Genomic DNA, 14,740 nt, shown 5'->3' with positions numbered 1-14,740 from the left:
CAGTGGGTCACCTGCGCCCCATTCCCTTCACCAACGCCTCCATTTGCACCCCATCGGCCCGCGCAAGGTCTTCAAGGATAGTAAAGTGATTACACCCGGCGAGCGGCACGAACTCCACCTGCTCACCCGCTTGCCGGCACGCCGCCACGTATTCCTCTGAATGCCGAACCAGTTCCGGCAACTCGGCCGTGCCGACGCTAACAGTCATCGGCACACCTTTGCCGATGTGCCGCATCGGGCTATACGCATCGATCTCCGCCGGCGTTAGCTGCAGCTTCTCGTTGAGCCATGACATCGCAATCGGTTCCAGGTCCACCAGTGCGCTGATCGGCATGGCGTGCACGACAGACTCATGCGTGCGATAAAGCGCACTCAATTGCCCGCCCGCAGAATGCCCCGCAAGGCAAACGGGACCACGCGTGCCGAGCCCATCACGATCAGCCGCCAGCGCCGCCAGCAGCGCATCGACTTCACCGACAATCTGCGTCATCGACGCGTCCGGCGCCAACGTATATTCCGCGAGCACAACATTGAAGCCGCACCCAAGCGGCCCACCGGCGACGAACGCAAAATCCTCCTTGCTGCGCGCCTGCCAGTAGCCGCCGTGTATGAACACGAAAATCGGCGCGTCAGGCTTCCCGCACGGAAACCAGTCGAAACGTTGCCGGGGCCGCGGGCCGTACGCCACATCACGCCGACACTGCGAAGCGGCATACAACGCCGCGCTGCGCTCCTGAAAGCCGAGCATGCGCTCAGCGACGTCGGCCACTGCCGCCACGTTGTCGTAGGCCGCACGCAGTGCCGCCTGATCCATGCCGCGATAAAGTTGAGTCATGACGTTCCCGGGTCATTCAACGAAACATTCAACGAAACCAAGGCGTCCCAAGACGCCCTATGCCGCCACTTTCAAATCCTCAATCGCCCGCTGCCTGACGCCCAGATCGTCCCAAAGCTCCGGATGGCACGTGAACACCAGAATCTGATGCCGCGTAGCCGCATCGATCAGCGCGCGCTTGATCGCATCGCGCCGCGTCGCGTCGGTATGCACGGCTGCGTCGTCGAGCATTAGCAAGGTGGGCCTACCCGACGCCTTCAATAGATCCGCATACGCGAGCCGCGTCAGAATGCCGAGTTGCTCCCGCGTTCCGAAGCTCAACGCATCCAGCGTATCCGCGCGGCCATAACGATCTAGTGTTGCCGGACTCAGATCGTCGCCCAGCGCAATTGTCGACTGCGGGAAAATCCGCTTCAGATAGTGCCCGAGCCGCTCGGTCAACGGCGCACGCAGCTGCGCCACCGCTGCATCGCGTTCGTCGACAAGCACTTCGTCGAGCAGACTCAAAGCGCTTGCTCGCAAGCTGAGTTCTTCTTTACGCCGCGTGGCCTGTTCGACCGAAGCGTTCACTGTCGCGAGACGCTCGCCGAGCCCGGACGCGCCAACCGTCTCGAGCTGACTGCGCAACTGCGCGATCCGCAGTTGCCGTTCGTGCTGCTCGTTGCGCGCAAGTTCCGCCGACGCCCGATAGCGCTTCGCCTCAGCCGCCGGGTCGTCGAGACGCGCGGCTTCCAACTCACGCTCGCGACCTTCGAGCTGTTTCTTCAACGCCTCGACCTGCACGCGCTGCTCGACGATTTTCGTCTGCCATTGCGCGCGGTTGCGGCAGAATGCTTCGTCGCCGAGTTGCGCTTCCTTGCGCTGGAGCTGCGCTGCAAGCGATTCCGTCGTGGCCGCAGCCGTCGACCGCTTTTCCGCCGCTTGCTCCAATGCTTTCCTCGCGGCCTCCAGCGCGTCACGTGCGATATCGGCATTGCGGCGAGCCTCGTCGAGCGGTGGCGCGGCGGAGACATCGGGCAAGGCCGCAAGCCGTTCGTTGGCCGATTGCAATCGCGCATCGGCCGAAGCCAACGCAGCCCGCAGCGCGTCGATACCCTGCGGCGCATGCACCTCAAGAATCTTCGCCTGGCTTTTCTGCTGCGCGACCAGCGTCTTCCACTGCTCGAGCCTGGCCTCGGCCTCACCCAACGACGCCACGCCCAGCGCCTGCAACAACTGCGCATGCTGGGCCTCGAGCGACGCCAACTCGGACAAGCGCGCCGACAGATCGGAAACGCCCGGAATCACGCGCAACTCGCCGAGTTCGCCAAGACCGATCAGTTTCTCCTCGTCGAGCCGCAGCACGCCCTCGCCGCTTACCTTCGCATCGCCGACTGTGATCGTGCCATTCAACCGGTATTCGATCCGCGTCATCGCCGCTTCGGTCCGCGCACGCAGCACGGTCAATTCCGCATCGAGCGATTGGAGCCGCTTCAATTGTGCTCCGTCGATTTCGAGCGCGGCCGCTGCGCGCGTTGCTTCCAGTACGGCCTCGTTCGCCTCGCCGGCAGCCGCGATCGATGCTTCGAGCCGTTCGCTTTCTGTGCGGTGCAACGCAATCTGACTGCGCAAATCGCCCGCGGTCACCGCGGCGTTCGCCAGTTCGTACGCACGGTTGGCATCGGCAGACGCCTGCTCAAATTTCGCCACGCTCGCCTGAGCCTGCGCATGTTCGTTCTGAACCGTCGAGACATTGGCTCGTGCTGCGTCAAGTTGCTGCCGCTCGCGTGCAACGGCGGTTTCGAGTTCAGTCGCCGCCTGTTCCTGTTGCAACGAAAGCGCTAACTCCGCGTCCTTCAATTGCAGCGATTGCGCCAAGCCATGAAGACTCCGTTCGAGTTCGGCCGCGGCATCAGCGCGCTGTTGCGCCTGCACCGCCTTCTGCTCATGAAGCTCCCAGGGGCGTTTGCGTTGCGCGTCGTCGAAGGCTTCCTGCTGCGTGGCGAGCCGCACGATGTTCTCGTCGAACTGCTGGCGCTGCTGCTCCAGCTCATCGCGTTCTTCGATCAGCGCCGCCAACGCCTGCTCTGCCTCGGCTAATGGGCCGGTGGACTTCTGCGTACGCGCCGTGAGCAGTTGCCGGAGCTCGCGCTGCACCGCCGCGATCAGCGCATCCTCACCCGCCGATTCATGGCCACCCGAGAGTTGCGACAACGCATCGCGCAGATACTGCGCGGCATGTCCCGTGGAATCGCGCACCTCCTGCGTACCGCCTTGTTGCACCCACAACAAACCGGGGACACCGGCGTTCTCCGCCTTCAGCGGCCCACGTGCAGCGCGCAAAAAACCGAGCAGCGCGGCGAGCTTGTCTTCCGCTTCGTCCTCGCCGAACACCGTCTGACCGATCTTCAACTCGCAGCGCTGCCGGGTGACGAACTGCTTCGACAATCTGCATGCCGTGCCGTCCATATCGAACGTCACTTCAACCGAGGGCTGCCCGCTCGCCTTGCCCCACGGCAGCAGGTCTTTCAGATGCGAAGCCTTGTAGCGTTCGAGGAACACGGCCCGCACGGCTTCGGCGATCGTGCTCTTGCCGGCCTCATTCGGGCCGGTGAACAGATTGAGTCCGGGTTGCAGATCGTCGATGACGAGCCGTCCGGCGAACTGCTTGAACTCCTGAATCGCGATGCTTTCCAGCTTCATGCGGACCTCGCTTCGCGCGGCAGTTCACGTTGGAAACGCGCCAGAAGCAATAACGCCTCCGCCGCGCGCTTGACCTGTTGCGGGTCGGACTGCGGGTCCTCCTGCAAGCCTCGCAGACGCGCCACCACCTTCGCGAGGTAGCCGCTCTGCGCGCCGAGTTCGGCGAGGTCGTCGGCGGTGGGCAGCACCTGCAGACCACTCAGATCGACACGTAGCGCACGCACGCGCGCACGGGTTTCTTCCATCGCGACGTGAATGGCTTCGGCTTCGGCCAGTGCGGTCGAGCCGCTTACGGTCACGCGCAGCACGTCGTGACTGCCTAACGCGCTGAGGCGCAGCTTGAGCGAATCGACGTCGGTCGGCACGGAGATCGTCTCTTCCCAACGATGCCATTGATATTTACCGACCCGCACCGCTTCAACGACCGGCACGGCGCCTGGCTCAGTCAGCGTGACGTCGAGCATGAAGCCCGGATCGTTGGCGCGGAAACGGTCCTGCTCGTGGGTACCGGCATACCAGGTGCGTTCGTCGACGCGCAAATGACCGTGCCAGTCGCCAAGCGCGAGATAGTCCAGACGCGCACTCGCGGCACGCGTCGGCGCAATCGGGTTCGAAGAATCAATGCCCTCCTGCAGAATCCCGCTCACGCTGCCATGCGCGAGACCGATGCGGTGATAGCCGGGCGGCGTCTCCGTCGTGTCGAAGAAGCCCGTCGTGTCGTCGTAAGTGATGCGTTGCGTGAGCGGCGCGCAGAGCAACGCGCACTGGCAGGCGTCGAGCGTCACCACGCCGGGTTCGAGCACGAGCCGTACGTTCGGCGCAACGCAGTTCAATCGCTGTGCACGGGTCCATACACTCTCGACCAGCGCCGCATCGTGATTGCCCGGCAGCATGACCCAGGGTCCGGAGAACGCCTGCAGCGCGCCGAATAAGCGGCGGATCACCGTGTCCGAGACGGTCTGCAGGTCGAATACGTCGCCGGCGACCAGCACGGCGTCGACCTTGCGCGCCGCCGCTTCCTCAGCGATCCGGCGCACGGTCTCGAAGCGCGCTTCCGCGAGATGCGCGGCTTCGTCCGGCTCGAACTGGCCGAATTGCGTGCCTATCTGCCAGTCCGCGGTGTGCAGAAACCTGATCACTGTGCCTCCATTCCGTTCAATTGCGTCGTCGCTCAATGTTCATTCGGCGCTCATGTTACCGCGCCTGCGGTCAAAAACTGTCCCAAGACGGCTCCACACGGCCGGAACAGCGGCGCTACACTCCCGTTTCTGGACCAGCATCCTGATCGCACCGCACCATTCCATTCGAATAAAACCTCGCTGCTCTGCTGCCGATGAACAAAGAAACCGAATTGAAGAAGGCCAAGCGCACCCCGCTACTGCTGCTGGCGGCCGCCGCCTGCGTTTTCCTTGTGACCGCCTTCATGCCGCGCGGCCTCTGGGTGGACGGCATCAAGGCGATAGCCGAGGCCGCCATGGTCGGCGCGCTAGCCGACTGGTTCGCCGTGGTCGCGCTGTTTCGCCGCGTGCCGATCCCGATCGTCTCCGCCCACACCGCGATCATTCCGAAGAACAAGCACAAGATCGCCGACAACCTCGCGGTGTTCGTGCAGGACAAGTTTCTGGACGTGCCGTCGCTGGTCGGACTGATCCAGAAACACGACCCGGCGCAAAGCATCACCGGCTGGCTGACGAAACCGGCCAATACCGCGCGGCTGGGCGACTACGTGGTCAAACTGACGGGCGGCATTCTCGAACTGACCGACGACGTGCGCATCCAGGTCTTCATCAAGGACGCCTTACGCGACGTGCTGGCCAAAGTCGATCTGTCGCAATCCATGGGCTCGATTCTCGACACGCTCACCAAGGACGGCCGTCATCAGGAACGGCTCGACGCCGGCATCGAACAGGTCGTGACGCTGCTGCGCGAACCGCAGGCGCGCGAGTTTATCGCTGAGCGCATCGTCGAATGGGTGAAGAGCGAATATCCGAAGATGGAGATGATCCTGCCCTCGGCGTGGCTCGGCGAAAAAGGCGCCGATGCGATCGCCAATGCGGTGAACCGGATGCTCGAACAGATCAGCGAGAACCCTGCTCATCAGTTGCGCCAGAAATTCGACGACGCGGCCCAGAAACTGATCGTCAAACTCAAGACCGATCCGGCATTCCTGCAGAAAGGCGAGGAATTGAAGCGTTATCTGGTGGAAGGCGAAGCGCTCAGCACGTATGTGAAGGACATGTGGGGCGAATTGCGCGCATGGCTCAAACGCGATCTGCAAAGCAGCGATTCGGCCCTGCACGCCCGGGTGATGGCGATGGGCCAGTGGGTAGGCCGCGAACTGGCGCATGACCCCGCGCTGCGCCAGTCGCTGAACGACCATCTGGAAGAAGCGGCGCGCGCCATGGCGCCGGATTTTGCCCAGTTCCTCACGCGCCACATCAGCGATACAGTGAAAAACTGGGACGCACGCGACATGTCACGGCAAATCGAGTTGAACATCGGTAAGGATTTGCAGTACATCCGCATCAACGGGACGATTGTGGGCGGCTTTATCGGCTTGCTACTGTATGCAAGCTCACAGCTGTTCGAGCTGTTGCGTTTGCACATGGGCTAGGGATACGGCCGCCGCACTACAAAGCGCCTACAATCCGGGCATATGAATTGCTCGGGCGCTTTAACCGACCGCCGCCGTTCCAGCCGCGCGAACCCTCAGTAAAAACGTCAGCGCCACAACATCGAGAAGTGTGTCCATGAAAATATCGTTACCGCCAACCGGGCGGCCGAACCGCGTATACCCACCGGGCACGCCCAGTCTGCATGGGTTGGCCTCGGTCATCACCGGCGTCGTGGTGGTCTGCGCGCTGTACTTCGCCCGCGAGGTGCTGATCCCGATCACGCTCTCCGTGCTGCTCAGCTTTCTGCTCGCGCCGCTGGTGCAGGCGCTGCGGCGCTTGCACATGGGCCAGTTGCCGTCGATCTTTATCGCGGTGCTGTTCGCCCTCGCCACCCTGCTGGCAGTCGGCGGGCTGATCGGAGCACAACTGGTGCAACTGGCGGGCGATCTGCCGCAGTATCAGGCGGCGATCGAGCAAAAGATCGAGACGGTGCAGGAGAAAACCGTCGGCCGGGCCGATTCGCTGATGAGCCGCGCCGCCGCCACACTGCAACGCGTCGCGCCGACCAAGCCGAGCCCGCCGCGCCTTACCGGACGTGCAGCGCGCAACGCACCCGCTGTGCCGACGCCCGTCGAAGTGCACGAGCCGTCGCCCACGCCGATGCAACTCGCTCAACGCGCGCTGTCACCCGCCATTGCGCCGATCGAGACCACCTTTATCGTGCTGGTCGTCACGATCTTCATCCTGCTGCAGCGCGAAGACCTGCGCGACCGTTTGATCAGTCTTTTCGGTTCGCGCGATCTGCACCGCACCACCACCGCGATCAACGACGCCGCCGGGAGGTTGAGCCGCTATTTTGTCGCGCAACTGGGCGTGAATCTCAGCGCGGGCGGGATCATTGCCATCGGGCTCGCGATCATCGGCGTGCCGGGTGCGCTGCTGTTCGGCGTGATTGCCGCGTTGCTGCGCTTCGTGCCGTATATCGGCATCTGGATCGCCGCAATTCTTGCTGTGTTTCTCGCGGCCGCTATCCAGCCGCAATGGACCATGGCGGTCTATACGCTGATCCTGTTTATCGTCGTCGATGTGGTAGCCGGGCAGATCGCCGAGCCGCTGCTGTACGGTCATCGCTCGGGGCTGTCGCCACTGGCGGTGGTCGTGGCGGCGATTTTCTGGAGCTGGTTGTGGGGGCCGATCGGCCTCGTGCTGTCCACGCCGCTCACGCTGTGCGTCGTCACGCTGGGACGCTACGCGGATCGTCTGAACTTTCTCACGGTGCTGCTGGGCGACCAGCCTGCTCTCACGCCTGCGCAGAACTTCTATCAGCGGCTTCTGGCGGACGATCCGCATGAAGCCATCGTGCAGGCCGAGCGCCTGCTGCGCGAGATGTCGCTGATCGATTACTACGACAATGTCGCGCTGGAAGGCCTCAAGCTCGCGCGCAACGATGCGATGCGCGGGGTGTTGATGCCTGAGCAACTGGCGCGAATCAACGACGCACTGGTCGATATCGTCGAAAACCTGGAAATTTCCGACGGCCTGCCGGATCGCCTGTCGCGCACGGAACCGGCTGACTCCGCTGGGGCAATCTCGGCATCGGCTACGGCCGACCTTTCGGATCGGCACGACAGCCACATTTCGGCCCATCCGGCGATGCGCCATGAAACCGACAGGACCTCGGTGCTGTGCGTACCGGGACGCGGCGCATTCGATGAGGTCACCGCCGCGATCGCCGTGCAATTGCTCGGCCGGCAGGGTCTCGCGCCGATGATGGCCACGCACTCGGGCTATCGCAGCGCGCATGCCGACGAACCGAGCTTCAAGGACGCGCCGATCATCTGCATCATCTCGCTCGACGCGCCGGAATCGCCGCCGTATTTGCGCAACATGCTGCGGCGCACGCGGGAATGGCGGCCAAGGGCGACCCTGGTTGTAGGCGTGGGCGGCGCACCGGAAAGCGGGCCGGAGACGGGGGCGACCGGCGCTTCACACGCGGCGCCGACGTTCCGCGCGATGATCGAGGAATGCACGGTGGGAGCGAGCGTCCAGCACTCGCGCCAGGCTTCGCATCTGGCCGGGGCGGATTAGGCAAGTCCGCGCGGTCTGCATTGCATTGCAAGAATCAGAAGGGCCGCAGGGGGCGTGAGCGCCCTGCGGCCTTTTCTATCGCCGGAACGCCGAGTCCTTGTACCCAAAATGAGGACAGCCACGCGCTACCCCTCCTCCATACTTCACCTATCGATTCGCACCGCCTCCAGAGAGCACTCAAGCCGCGGCGGGCAATCCATCGGCAACGAAGATCCAGGAGACACGCATGAGCCGCAGTTTCAAACCCTATCCGTTCACGCCGCGTCACTGTGCGGGCGAGGTGCCGCCGCTGGTCGACGGGCGCGACCCTGTGCGGCGCGCCGTAGCGATCGTCGGGGGCGGTCCGGTCGGCATGACGCTGGCGCTTGCGCTGGCTCGCCAAGGCGTACGCTCGGTACTGATCGAAGCTGACGACGGCGTCTGCACCGGCAGTCGCGCGATCTGCATTTCACGCCGCAGCCTGGAGATTTTCAAACGTCTCGGCGTGGTGCAGGGCTTCCTGCAAAAGGGCTTGCCGTGGACCGGTGGCCGCAGCTTCTACCGCGATGCCGAAGTGTTCCGCTTCGCCATGCATCAGGACGACGAGCAATCGCTGCCGCCGATGATCAACATCGCGCAATACCAGATCGAACAGTTGCTGCTCGACGAAGTGGAACAGCATGCCGATCTGATCGACATCCGCTGGCAAACCCGTGTGACCGGTATTGAACAACATACCGGCAACGGCGCCACTGGTGCAACGCTCGACCTCAGCACCGGCGATACCGCCTGGACAATGCACGCGGATTGGGTCGTCGCATGCGACGGCGGCCGCAGCACAATTCGCGAGGCGCTCGGCCTCAAGCTCACCGGCACTACGTACGAGGGACGCTACGTGATTGTCGATATCGAACTGGAAAGCGAGCGCGCCACCGAACGTCTCGCCTATTTCGATCCGCCCTCCAATCCCGGCTCCACCGTGCTGGTGCACAAGCAGCCCGACAACGTCTGGCGCATCGACTACCAGCTTCGCGACGATGAAGATCCCGAGGCCGCAATCAAGCCTGAGAACGTGATGCCGCGCGTGCAGAGCGTGCTGGACTCGATGGGCGAAACGGGCGAATGGTCGCCGATCTGGATTACGGTCTACAAGGCCAATGCATTGACGCTCGAACGCTACCGCCACGGCTCGGTGCTGTTCGCGGGCGATGCCGCGCATCTCGTGCCGATTTTCGGCGTGCGTGGCGCGAACTCCGGCATCGACGACGCCGACAATCTCGGCTGGAAACTCGGTTGCGTCGTCAACGGCATTGCGTCGGACCGCCTGCTCGACAGCTACAGCGACGAGCGCGTGTTTGCGGCGCGTGAAAACCTGAGCTACGGTATGAAAAGCACCGAATTCATGGCGCCGCCCTCGTTCGCGTTCGACCTCATGCGCCAGGCAGTTCTGGGACTTGCCGCGCATCATCCGGCGGTGCGGCCACTGATCAATCCGCGGCAAACGCATGCGATTGCATATGCCCAATCGCCGCTCAATTGGATCGCAGCGGCTGCATCCGGCGCGTTCGCCAAGGGTCCGGCGCCAGGCACTGTACTACCGGAGTGCCGACTTCAACGCACGTGCGACGGCGTACCGGTCGATATCCATCTCACCGATCTGCTTGGGCCATGCTTCACCACACTATGCTTCGGCGCGGACACGGCGCAAGACGAAGCGTGGCAGCAATTGCCCCATGCGCTCGCCGAACACGGCATCCCGTTCAAGGCGATCACGCTGGTCAAAGGCGATGCACCGCGCGCCAACGTCCCGCACGTAGTCGATCCGGCGGGACGCTTGCATGAGATGCTCGATGCCACGCCGGGCACCGTCTATCTGATCAGGCCGGACGGTCATATGCTCGCCCGCTGGCGCAACGGCAACGCGACGGATGTGCAAAGCGCCGTGACGGCCAGCCTGACGAATTGACGCAAGAGGAACCCACACCATGACCGATAGCGAACTCGACCTCGTCTACACGACGCTCTGCAAGACACTGACCGCTGAAGGCGAAGCGCAAGCGTCCTTATATCTGGCCCGTCTTGCGCTACTGTGCATGACGGAACTCGGCGATACGCAGCGAGCACTGTCGTTGATCGAAGCGGCGAAGCTGCCGGCTTCTTCGGCCGTGACTGCGTGATGCTGAAAGCCCTTTAAATAACGCGCGAAACATAAGACGAAAAAAACCGCCCCGTTGATCACATGGGGCGGCTTCTTTTCGGAGGTCGTCGCAACCTTCACTGCCGCGGATACAACCCCAACGTACTCGCGTGCAAGCGCGCGAGGCCGAGCAACGCGTCGGTGTAAGGTGTCGGCACGTCGGTAAGCTGCCCTAGTTCACGCACCGCAGCCACCAGCGCGTCGAGTTCGACCGCCTTGCCGGCTTGCACATCCTGCAGCATCGAGGTTTTCATCGCGCCGAGTTTGAGCGTGACCTCGTGGCGATCCGCCGGCGCCTGTTCGATCGGAATACCGAAGCGCGCGCCGATTTCCTTCGCTTCCAGCATGATGCTCGTGACGAAATTGCGCACCAGTTCGTCGCTGAGAATCCGGTCGGTGGTCGCACCGGTGATGGCGCTGATCGGATTCATCGTCATGTTGCCCCACAGCTTGTACCAGACGTCGCGCTGAATCTGCTCCGACATCGACGCATTGAAGCCCGCTGCGACCAGCGCGGCGGTGAGCGTTTTGACGCGCTCACTCGCTTGCCCCGACGCTTCGCCGACGATCAGCCCATTGCCCTGGTGATGCCTGATGACGCCCGGCGCCTCGATCAGACAACTGGCATGGACCACGCAGCCCACGGTCTGCGCGGTCGGAATCGCGGCGGCGATCGCACCGTCAGGATCGATCGACTTCAGCCGCTTGCCGGCAAAATCACGGCCGAGCCCGTCGCAGAACCACCATGGCACGCCGTTCATGGCTGTCAGCACAATCGTCTGCGGGCCGAGCAGCGGCGCAATATGCGCGGCCACCGACGCCATCGCGGGACCCTTGACCGCCACCACGACGAGGTCCTGCACGCCGAGATCCAGCGGCTGTTCACTTGCCGTCACCTTCACCGCATGGGTCACGCCGCCTTCGATCAGACGCAAGCCGTGCTGCTGCAACGCGCCGAGTGTCGCACCGCGCGCCACCACGCTCACGTCGTGGCCGGCCTGCGCGAGCTTCACCCCCATCCAGCCGCCGATCGCGCCGGCACCGTAAATACCTACTTTCATTGCTTCAATCCTTGCGTTAATCCCTGGGTCAATCTTTCGGCTCAATGTCCGCATTAATCCTTGTAGCTCGTGTCGATGCGATCCACGCGCCGCACCAGCGCATCGAATACATCCTGCCCCGCACCGTGACGCGGATCGAATTGCAAGGAGTCGCGCGAGCAACGGATCGCCACGTCCTCCGGCACCGGCCGCGCGCGGCCCATCGAAAACGTGGCCATCTGGATTTCGCACGCGCGGTTGAGCGTCCACAGAATAGCGAAAGTCTGCGGCAAGGTGTGGCCCCATGCCAGCAGGCCATGATTGCGCAGGATCACCGCTTGCCTGTTGCCGATATGTTCGAGCAGACGCGGCCCTTCCTCCGCATGCACCGTGATGCCCTCGAAGTCGTGATACGCAATGCGGTCATGCAACTGCGCGCTATAGAAGTTGGTTTGCTCCAGGCCGTTTTCGAGGCAGGCTACCGCGACGCCGGCCGTGGTGTGCGTGTGCATCACGCAGTGCGCATCAGCCAGGCCTTCGTGAATCGCCGCATGGACGACGAAACCTGCAGGGTTCACCGGATACGGCGAGTTGTCGAGCACGCGGCCTTGCGCGTCGATCTTCACGAGATTGCTCGCCGTCACTTCGCTGTAGTGCAGGCCGAACGGATTGATCAGGAAGTGGCGCTCGCCGCTGCTCACGCTCGACGGCACACGCAGCGTGATGTGGTTGTAGATCATCTCGGTCCAGCCGAGCATGTCGAAGATGCGATAGCACGCGGCCAGTTGCACGCGCGCCTGCCATTCGTCGGGGTGCATCGCGGCGGCCTTCGCTGGGCTCGCCGCTTGCATTTCAAGAGTCGTCATCAGGGTCTCCGTATTTATCGTTCGTTATCGTCAAGCCGTTGCGAATGGCAGCCGTTATGCGCCCGCCACTACCGACGCGATTGACGACGCCACATAGTCGGCGTTGCGCGCATTCAATCCGGCGACGCACATGCGTCCCGAACGCAGCACATACACAGCGTGTTCGCTGCGCAAACGCTCGACCTGGGCTTCGCTCAAACCCGTGTACGTGAACATGCCGCGCTGCGCAACGTAACGTGCGCGCATCACTTCATCGACACGGCCTGCGAGGCCTTCGTGAATCGTGCCGCGCATGGCGAGAATCCGTTCGCGCATGGTGGCGAGTTCCGCTTCCCACGAGGCACGCAAGGATGCGTCGGACAGCACGTTGGCGACGAGGCGCGCGCCATGCGTCGGCGGATTGCTGTAGTTGGCGCGCACCGTCGACATCAATTGACCGAGCACGCGAGCTGCTTCCTCCTTGCTCTTGCACACCACGCTCAACGCACCGCAGCGCTCGCCATACAGCGAGAAGTTCTTCGAAAACGAATTCGCGGCGATCAAGGGCACGCCCGCATCGGCGAGCAGGCGCACGCAGGCGGCGTCCTCTTCAAGACCTGCGCCGAAACCCTGATACGCCATGTCGACAAACGCAATCAGTTTGCGGCGCTGCAATACCGGCACCAATTCTGCCCATTGCGCCGGACTCAGATCGACGCCGGTCGGGTTGTGGCAGCACGCGTGCAGCAGCACGACGCTCTGTTCCGGCAAGCGGCTGATCGTGTCGAGCATGTCAGCGAAACGCAAGCCGCCGGTGTGTTCGTCGTAATACGGATACGTGTTGACCGTGAGGCCCGCGCCTTCGAATACCACACGATGGTTTTCCCAACTCGGATCGCTAATCCAGATCTGCGAGGCCGGGAAATAACGTTTCAGAAAATCCGCGCCGACTTTCAGCGCACCCGAACCACCGATGGTCTGCAAGGTCGCGATCCGACCCGCCGCACGCGCTTCGTTGTCCGCGCCGAACACCAGCGCCTGTGCTGCGTCGCGGTAAAGCGGCAGGCCCGCCATCGGTAGGTAGGAGCGCGGGCCGATCGAATCGAGCAGCGCGGTTTCGGCGCGCCGCACGGCGTCCATCACCGGCAGCTTGCCGGCGTCGTCGAAATAGATGCCGATGCTCAGGTTGACCTTGTTGGGTCGCGGATCGAGTTGAAAATCCTCGTTCAGGCTCAGGATCGGGTCGCCCGGATAGGCGGGAATGTGGTCGAACATGGCAATTCCTTGAGTGGAGCCCTGCATACGGCTTGATTGCGGCCTGCGTATACCCTGAGTGTGGACTGTTGCAGGCTGGTCGTAGCAGCTTGGGCGAGTCGGAAGTCTAAGCGGGTTTCCAGCTTCGCGTCGATCGGGACAAGTGTCGATCAATGGCACGCTATCTACAATCAATCGATTTTTCACCATTCGTAAGTTTTTCTTTAGAATCGCCTGATGCCACTCACACGCGTCACCATCCGTCAGTTCGAAGCGTTTCTCGCCATCGTCGATTTGCACAGCATCGGCGCGGCGGCGGAACGACTCGGGCTGACCTCGTCAGCGGTCAGCCAGTTACTGGCCGAACTGGAAACGGAACTGGGCTTTCGCCTCTTCGACCGTACGACTCGGCGCGTCAATCTGTCGAGCGCGGGGCAGGATTTCCTGTCGTCGGCCGAATCGGTGTTGCGCTATGTGCGCGCCGCCGCCCAGTCCGCCGACGACATCCGCAATCGCGCGGCCGGGATCGTGCGAGTCGGCGCGCCGCTGGTGCTCGCGGCGACCGCGTTGCCAGTAGCCATCGCCGAATATGCGCGCGACAAACCGAAGGTGGTTGTGCGCATTTGCGACACCGTGGTCGAACAGTTGGTGGAGCGAGTGGAAAGCGGCGACGTGGATCTCGCGATCGGCCCGGATCGTCAGAGCGGCACGCGGGTGCGTTGCGATCCGGCCTTCGCGAGCCCATGGGTGATGTGGTGCGCGCCGACGCATCCGTTGAGCACGCGGCGCCGGGTGCAGTGGCAGCACCTGCGCGGCGTGCCCATTGTTGCCACCGGCCGCGACCACGAGCGTGCGGTCGAACAGATGCTGGCTAATCTGCCGGCGGAGGCGCGCATCATTCCGGTGGATGTGGTGGACAACGTTACGACAGCGTTCGGGCTGGCGTCACAGGGGCTTGCCGTGACACTCGCGCCCGCCTATGTCGCGCCGCTTGCGCGAACCTTTGGCCTCGTGATGAAGCGGATCGTGGATCCTGAAACGATCCGTGAAGTGTGTGTGTATCGTTCGACCGAACGTGCACTGTCACCGCCCGCAGATGGTTTCGCGGAATTCATCATGCCTTGGTTGAAGCGCTGGGATCGCGAGACGCAGGTGGATGCGCGGGCAAAGCGCGGATGATCTTTGGTGCGAGTTCCACGGCACCT

General features: G+C 63.2%; 11 protein-coding genes. 5 read left to right on the top strand and 6 right to left on the bottom strand.

Features of this window, described 5'->3' with window-relative positions; genetic code table 11:
• Positions 1-7: 7 nt before the first annotated feature.
• From KHO30_RS10545 to KHO30_RS10535, 3 genes are read right to left on the bottom strand one after another with little or no spacing between them, the layout of a single operon-like run.
• Entirely contained in the window at positions 8-835 is an 828-nt protein-coding gene (locus KHO30_RS10545; RefSeq protein ID WP_211700830.1) for an alpha/beta hydrolase, read from the bottom strand.
• Between the two features lie 57 nt (positions 836-892).
• Positions 893-3,517, bottom strand: coding sequence for an AAA family ATPase (locus KHO30_RS10540; RefSeq protein WP_211700828.1), 2,625 nt, complete (start codon positions 3,515-3,517; stop codon positions 893-895).
• Positions 3,514-4,656, bottom strand: a complete 1,143-nt coding sequence (locus KHO30_RS10535) for a metallophosphoesterase family protein (RefSeq protein WP_211700826.1) — start codon at positions 4,654-4,656, stop codon at positions 3,514-3,516. Before KHO30_RS10535 ends, KHO30_RS10540 begins: the two co-directional genes overlap by 4 nt.
• A 194-nt stretch (positions 4,657-4,850) precedes the next feature.
• Between KHO30_RS10535 and KHO30_RS10530 the strand changes: the two genes are divergently transcribed.
• The 4 genes from KHO30_RS10530 (at position 4,851) to KHO30_RS10515 (ending at position 10,376) form a co-directional block, all read left to right on the top strand.
• Positions 4,851-6,131 (top strand): DUF445 domain-containing protein, encoded by a 1,281-nt coding sequence (locus tag KHO30_RS10530; protein WP_211700824.1) that lies wholly within the window; start codon positions 4,851-4,853, stop codon positions 6,129-6,131.
• Between the two features lie 136 nt (positions 6,132-6,267).
• Positions 6,268-8,220, top strand: coding sequence for an AI-2E family transporter (locus KHO30_RS10525; RefSeq protein ID WP_200618832.1), 1,953 nt, complete (start codon positions 6,268-6,270; stop codon positions 8,218-8,220).
• A 226-nt stretch (positions 8,221-8,446) separates the two neighbouring features.
• Positions 8,447-10,165: an FAD-dependent oxidoreductase gene (locus tag KHO30_RS10520; protein ID WP_211700822.1), complete on the top strand. Its 1,719-nt coding sequence runs from the start codon at positions 8,447-8,449 to the stop codon at positions 10,163-10,165.
• 19 nt (positions 10,166-10,184) lie between these two features.
• On the top strand, positions 10,185-10,376 hold the full coding sequence (locus KHO30_RS10515) for a hypothetical protein (RefSeq protein ID WP_054035384.1): 192 nt from the start codon (positions 10,185-10,187) through the stop codon (positions 10,374-10,376).
• A 97-nt stretch (positions 10,377-10,473) separates the two neighbouring features.
• Here KHO30_RS10515 and KHO30_RS10510 read toward each other — a convergent pair whose 3' ends face one another.
• Genes KHO30_RS10510 through KHO30_RS10500 form a run of 3 tightly spaced genes read right to left on the bottom strand, consistent with a single transcriptional unit; the run spans position 10,474 to position 13,556 of the window.
• Positions 10,474-11,457, bottom strand: a complete 984-nt coding sequence (locus KHO30_RS10510; RefSeq protein WP_211700820.1) for a 2-dehydropantoate 2-reductase — start codon at positions 11,455-11,457, stop codon at positions 10,474-10,476.
• Positions 11,458-11,510: 53 nt separating this feature from the next.
• Positions 11,511-12,302 carry a class II aldolase/adducin family protein gene (locus tag KHO30_RS10505; protein ID WP_211700818.1) on the bottom strand — a complete coding sequence of 264 codons (792 nt, stop codon included), beginning with the start codon at positions 12,300-12,302 and terminating at the stop codon, positions 11,511-11,513.
• Positions 12,303-12,356: 54 nt separating this feature from the next.
• Positions 12,357-13,556 carry an amino acid aminotransferase gene (locus tag KHO30_RS10500; protein ID WP_211700816.1) on the bottom strand — a complete coding sequence of 400 codons (1,200 nt, stop codon included), beginning with the start codon at positions 13,554-13,556 and terminating at the stop codon, positions 12,357-12,359.
• 216 nt (positions 13,557-13,772) lie between these two features.
• On the opposite strand from KHO30_RS10500, the gene KHO30_RS10495 reads away from it, so the two are divergent.
• Positions 13,773-14,714: a LysR family transcriptional regulator gene (locus tag KHO30_RS10495; protein ID WP_200618827.1), complete on the top strand. Its 942-nt coding sequence runs from the start codon at positions 13,773-13,775 to the stop codon at positions 14,712-14,714.
• Positions 14,715-14,740: the final 26 nt, after the last annotated feature.

This window comes from Paraburkholderia aspalathi (assembly GCF_905220735.1).
GTDB lineage: Bacteria > Pseudomonadota > Gammaproteobacteria > Burkholderiales > Burkholderiaceae > Paraburkholderia > Paraburkholderia aspalathi.
This window is presented reverse-complemented; position numbering and strand designations above follow the sequence as displayed.

Coding starts and splice junctions, on each gene's coding strand:
- KHO30_RS10545 (WP_211700830.1), bottom strand. CDS start 835: ATGACTCAACTTTATCGCGGCATGGATCAGGCGGCACTGCGTGCGGCC.
- KHO30_RS10540 (WP_211700828.1), bottom strand. CDS start 3,517: ATGAAGCTGGAAAGCATCGCGATTCAGGAGTTCAAGCAGTTCGCCGGA.
- KHO30_RS10530 (WP_211700824.1), top strand. CDS start 4,851: ATGAACAAAGAAACCGAATTGAAGAAGGCCAAGCGCACCCCGCTACTG.
- KHO30_RS10525 (WP_200618832.1), top strand. CDS start 6,268: ATGAAAATATCGTTACCGCCAACCGGGCGGCCGAACCGCGTATACCCA.
- KHO30_RS10520 (WP_211700822.1), top strand. CDS start 8,447: ATGAGCCGCAGTTTCAAACCCTATCCGTTCACGCCGCGTCACTGTGCG.
- KHO30_RS10515 (WP_054035384.1), top strand. CDS start 10,185: ATGACCGATAGCGAACTCGACCTCGTCTACACGACGCTCTGCAAGACA.
- KHO30_RS10510 (WP_211700820.1), bottom strand. CDS start 11,457: ATGAAAGTAGGTATTTACGGTGCCGGCGCGATCGGCGGCTGGATGGGG.
- KHO30_RS10505 (WP_211700818.1), bottom strand. CDS start 12,302: ATGACGACTCTTGAAATGCAAGCGGCGAGCCCAGCGAAGGCCGCCGCG.
- KHO30_RS10500 (WP_211700816.1), bottom strand. CDS start 13,556: ATGTTCGACCACATTCCCGCCTATCCGGGCGACCCGATCCTGAGCCTG.
- KHO30_RS10495 (WP_200618827.1), top strand. CDS start 13,773: ATGCCACTCACACGCGTCACCATCCGTCAGTTCGAAGCGTTTCTCGCC.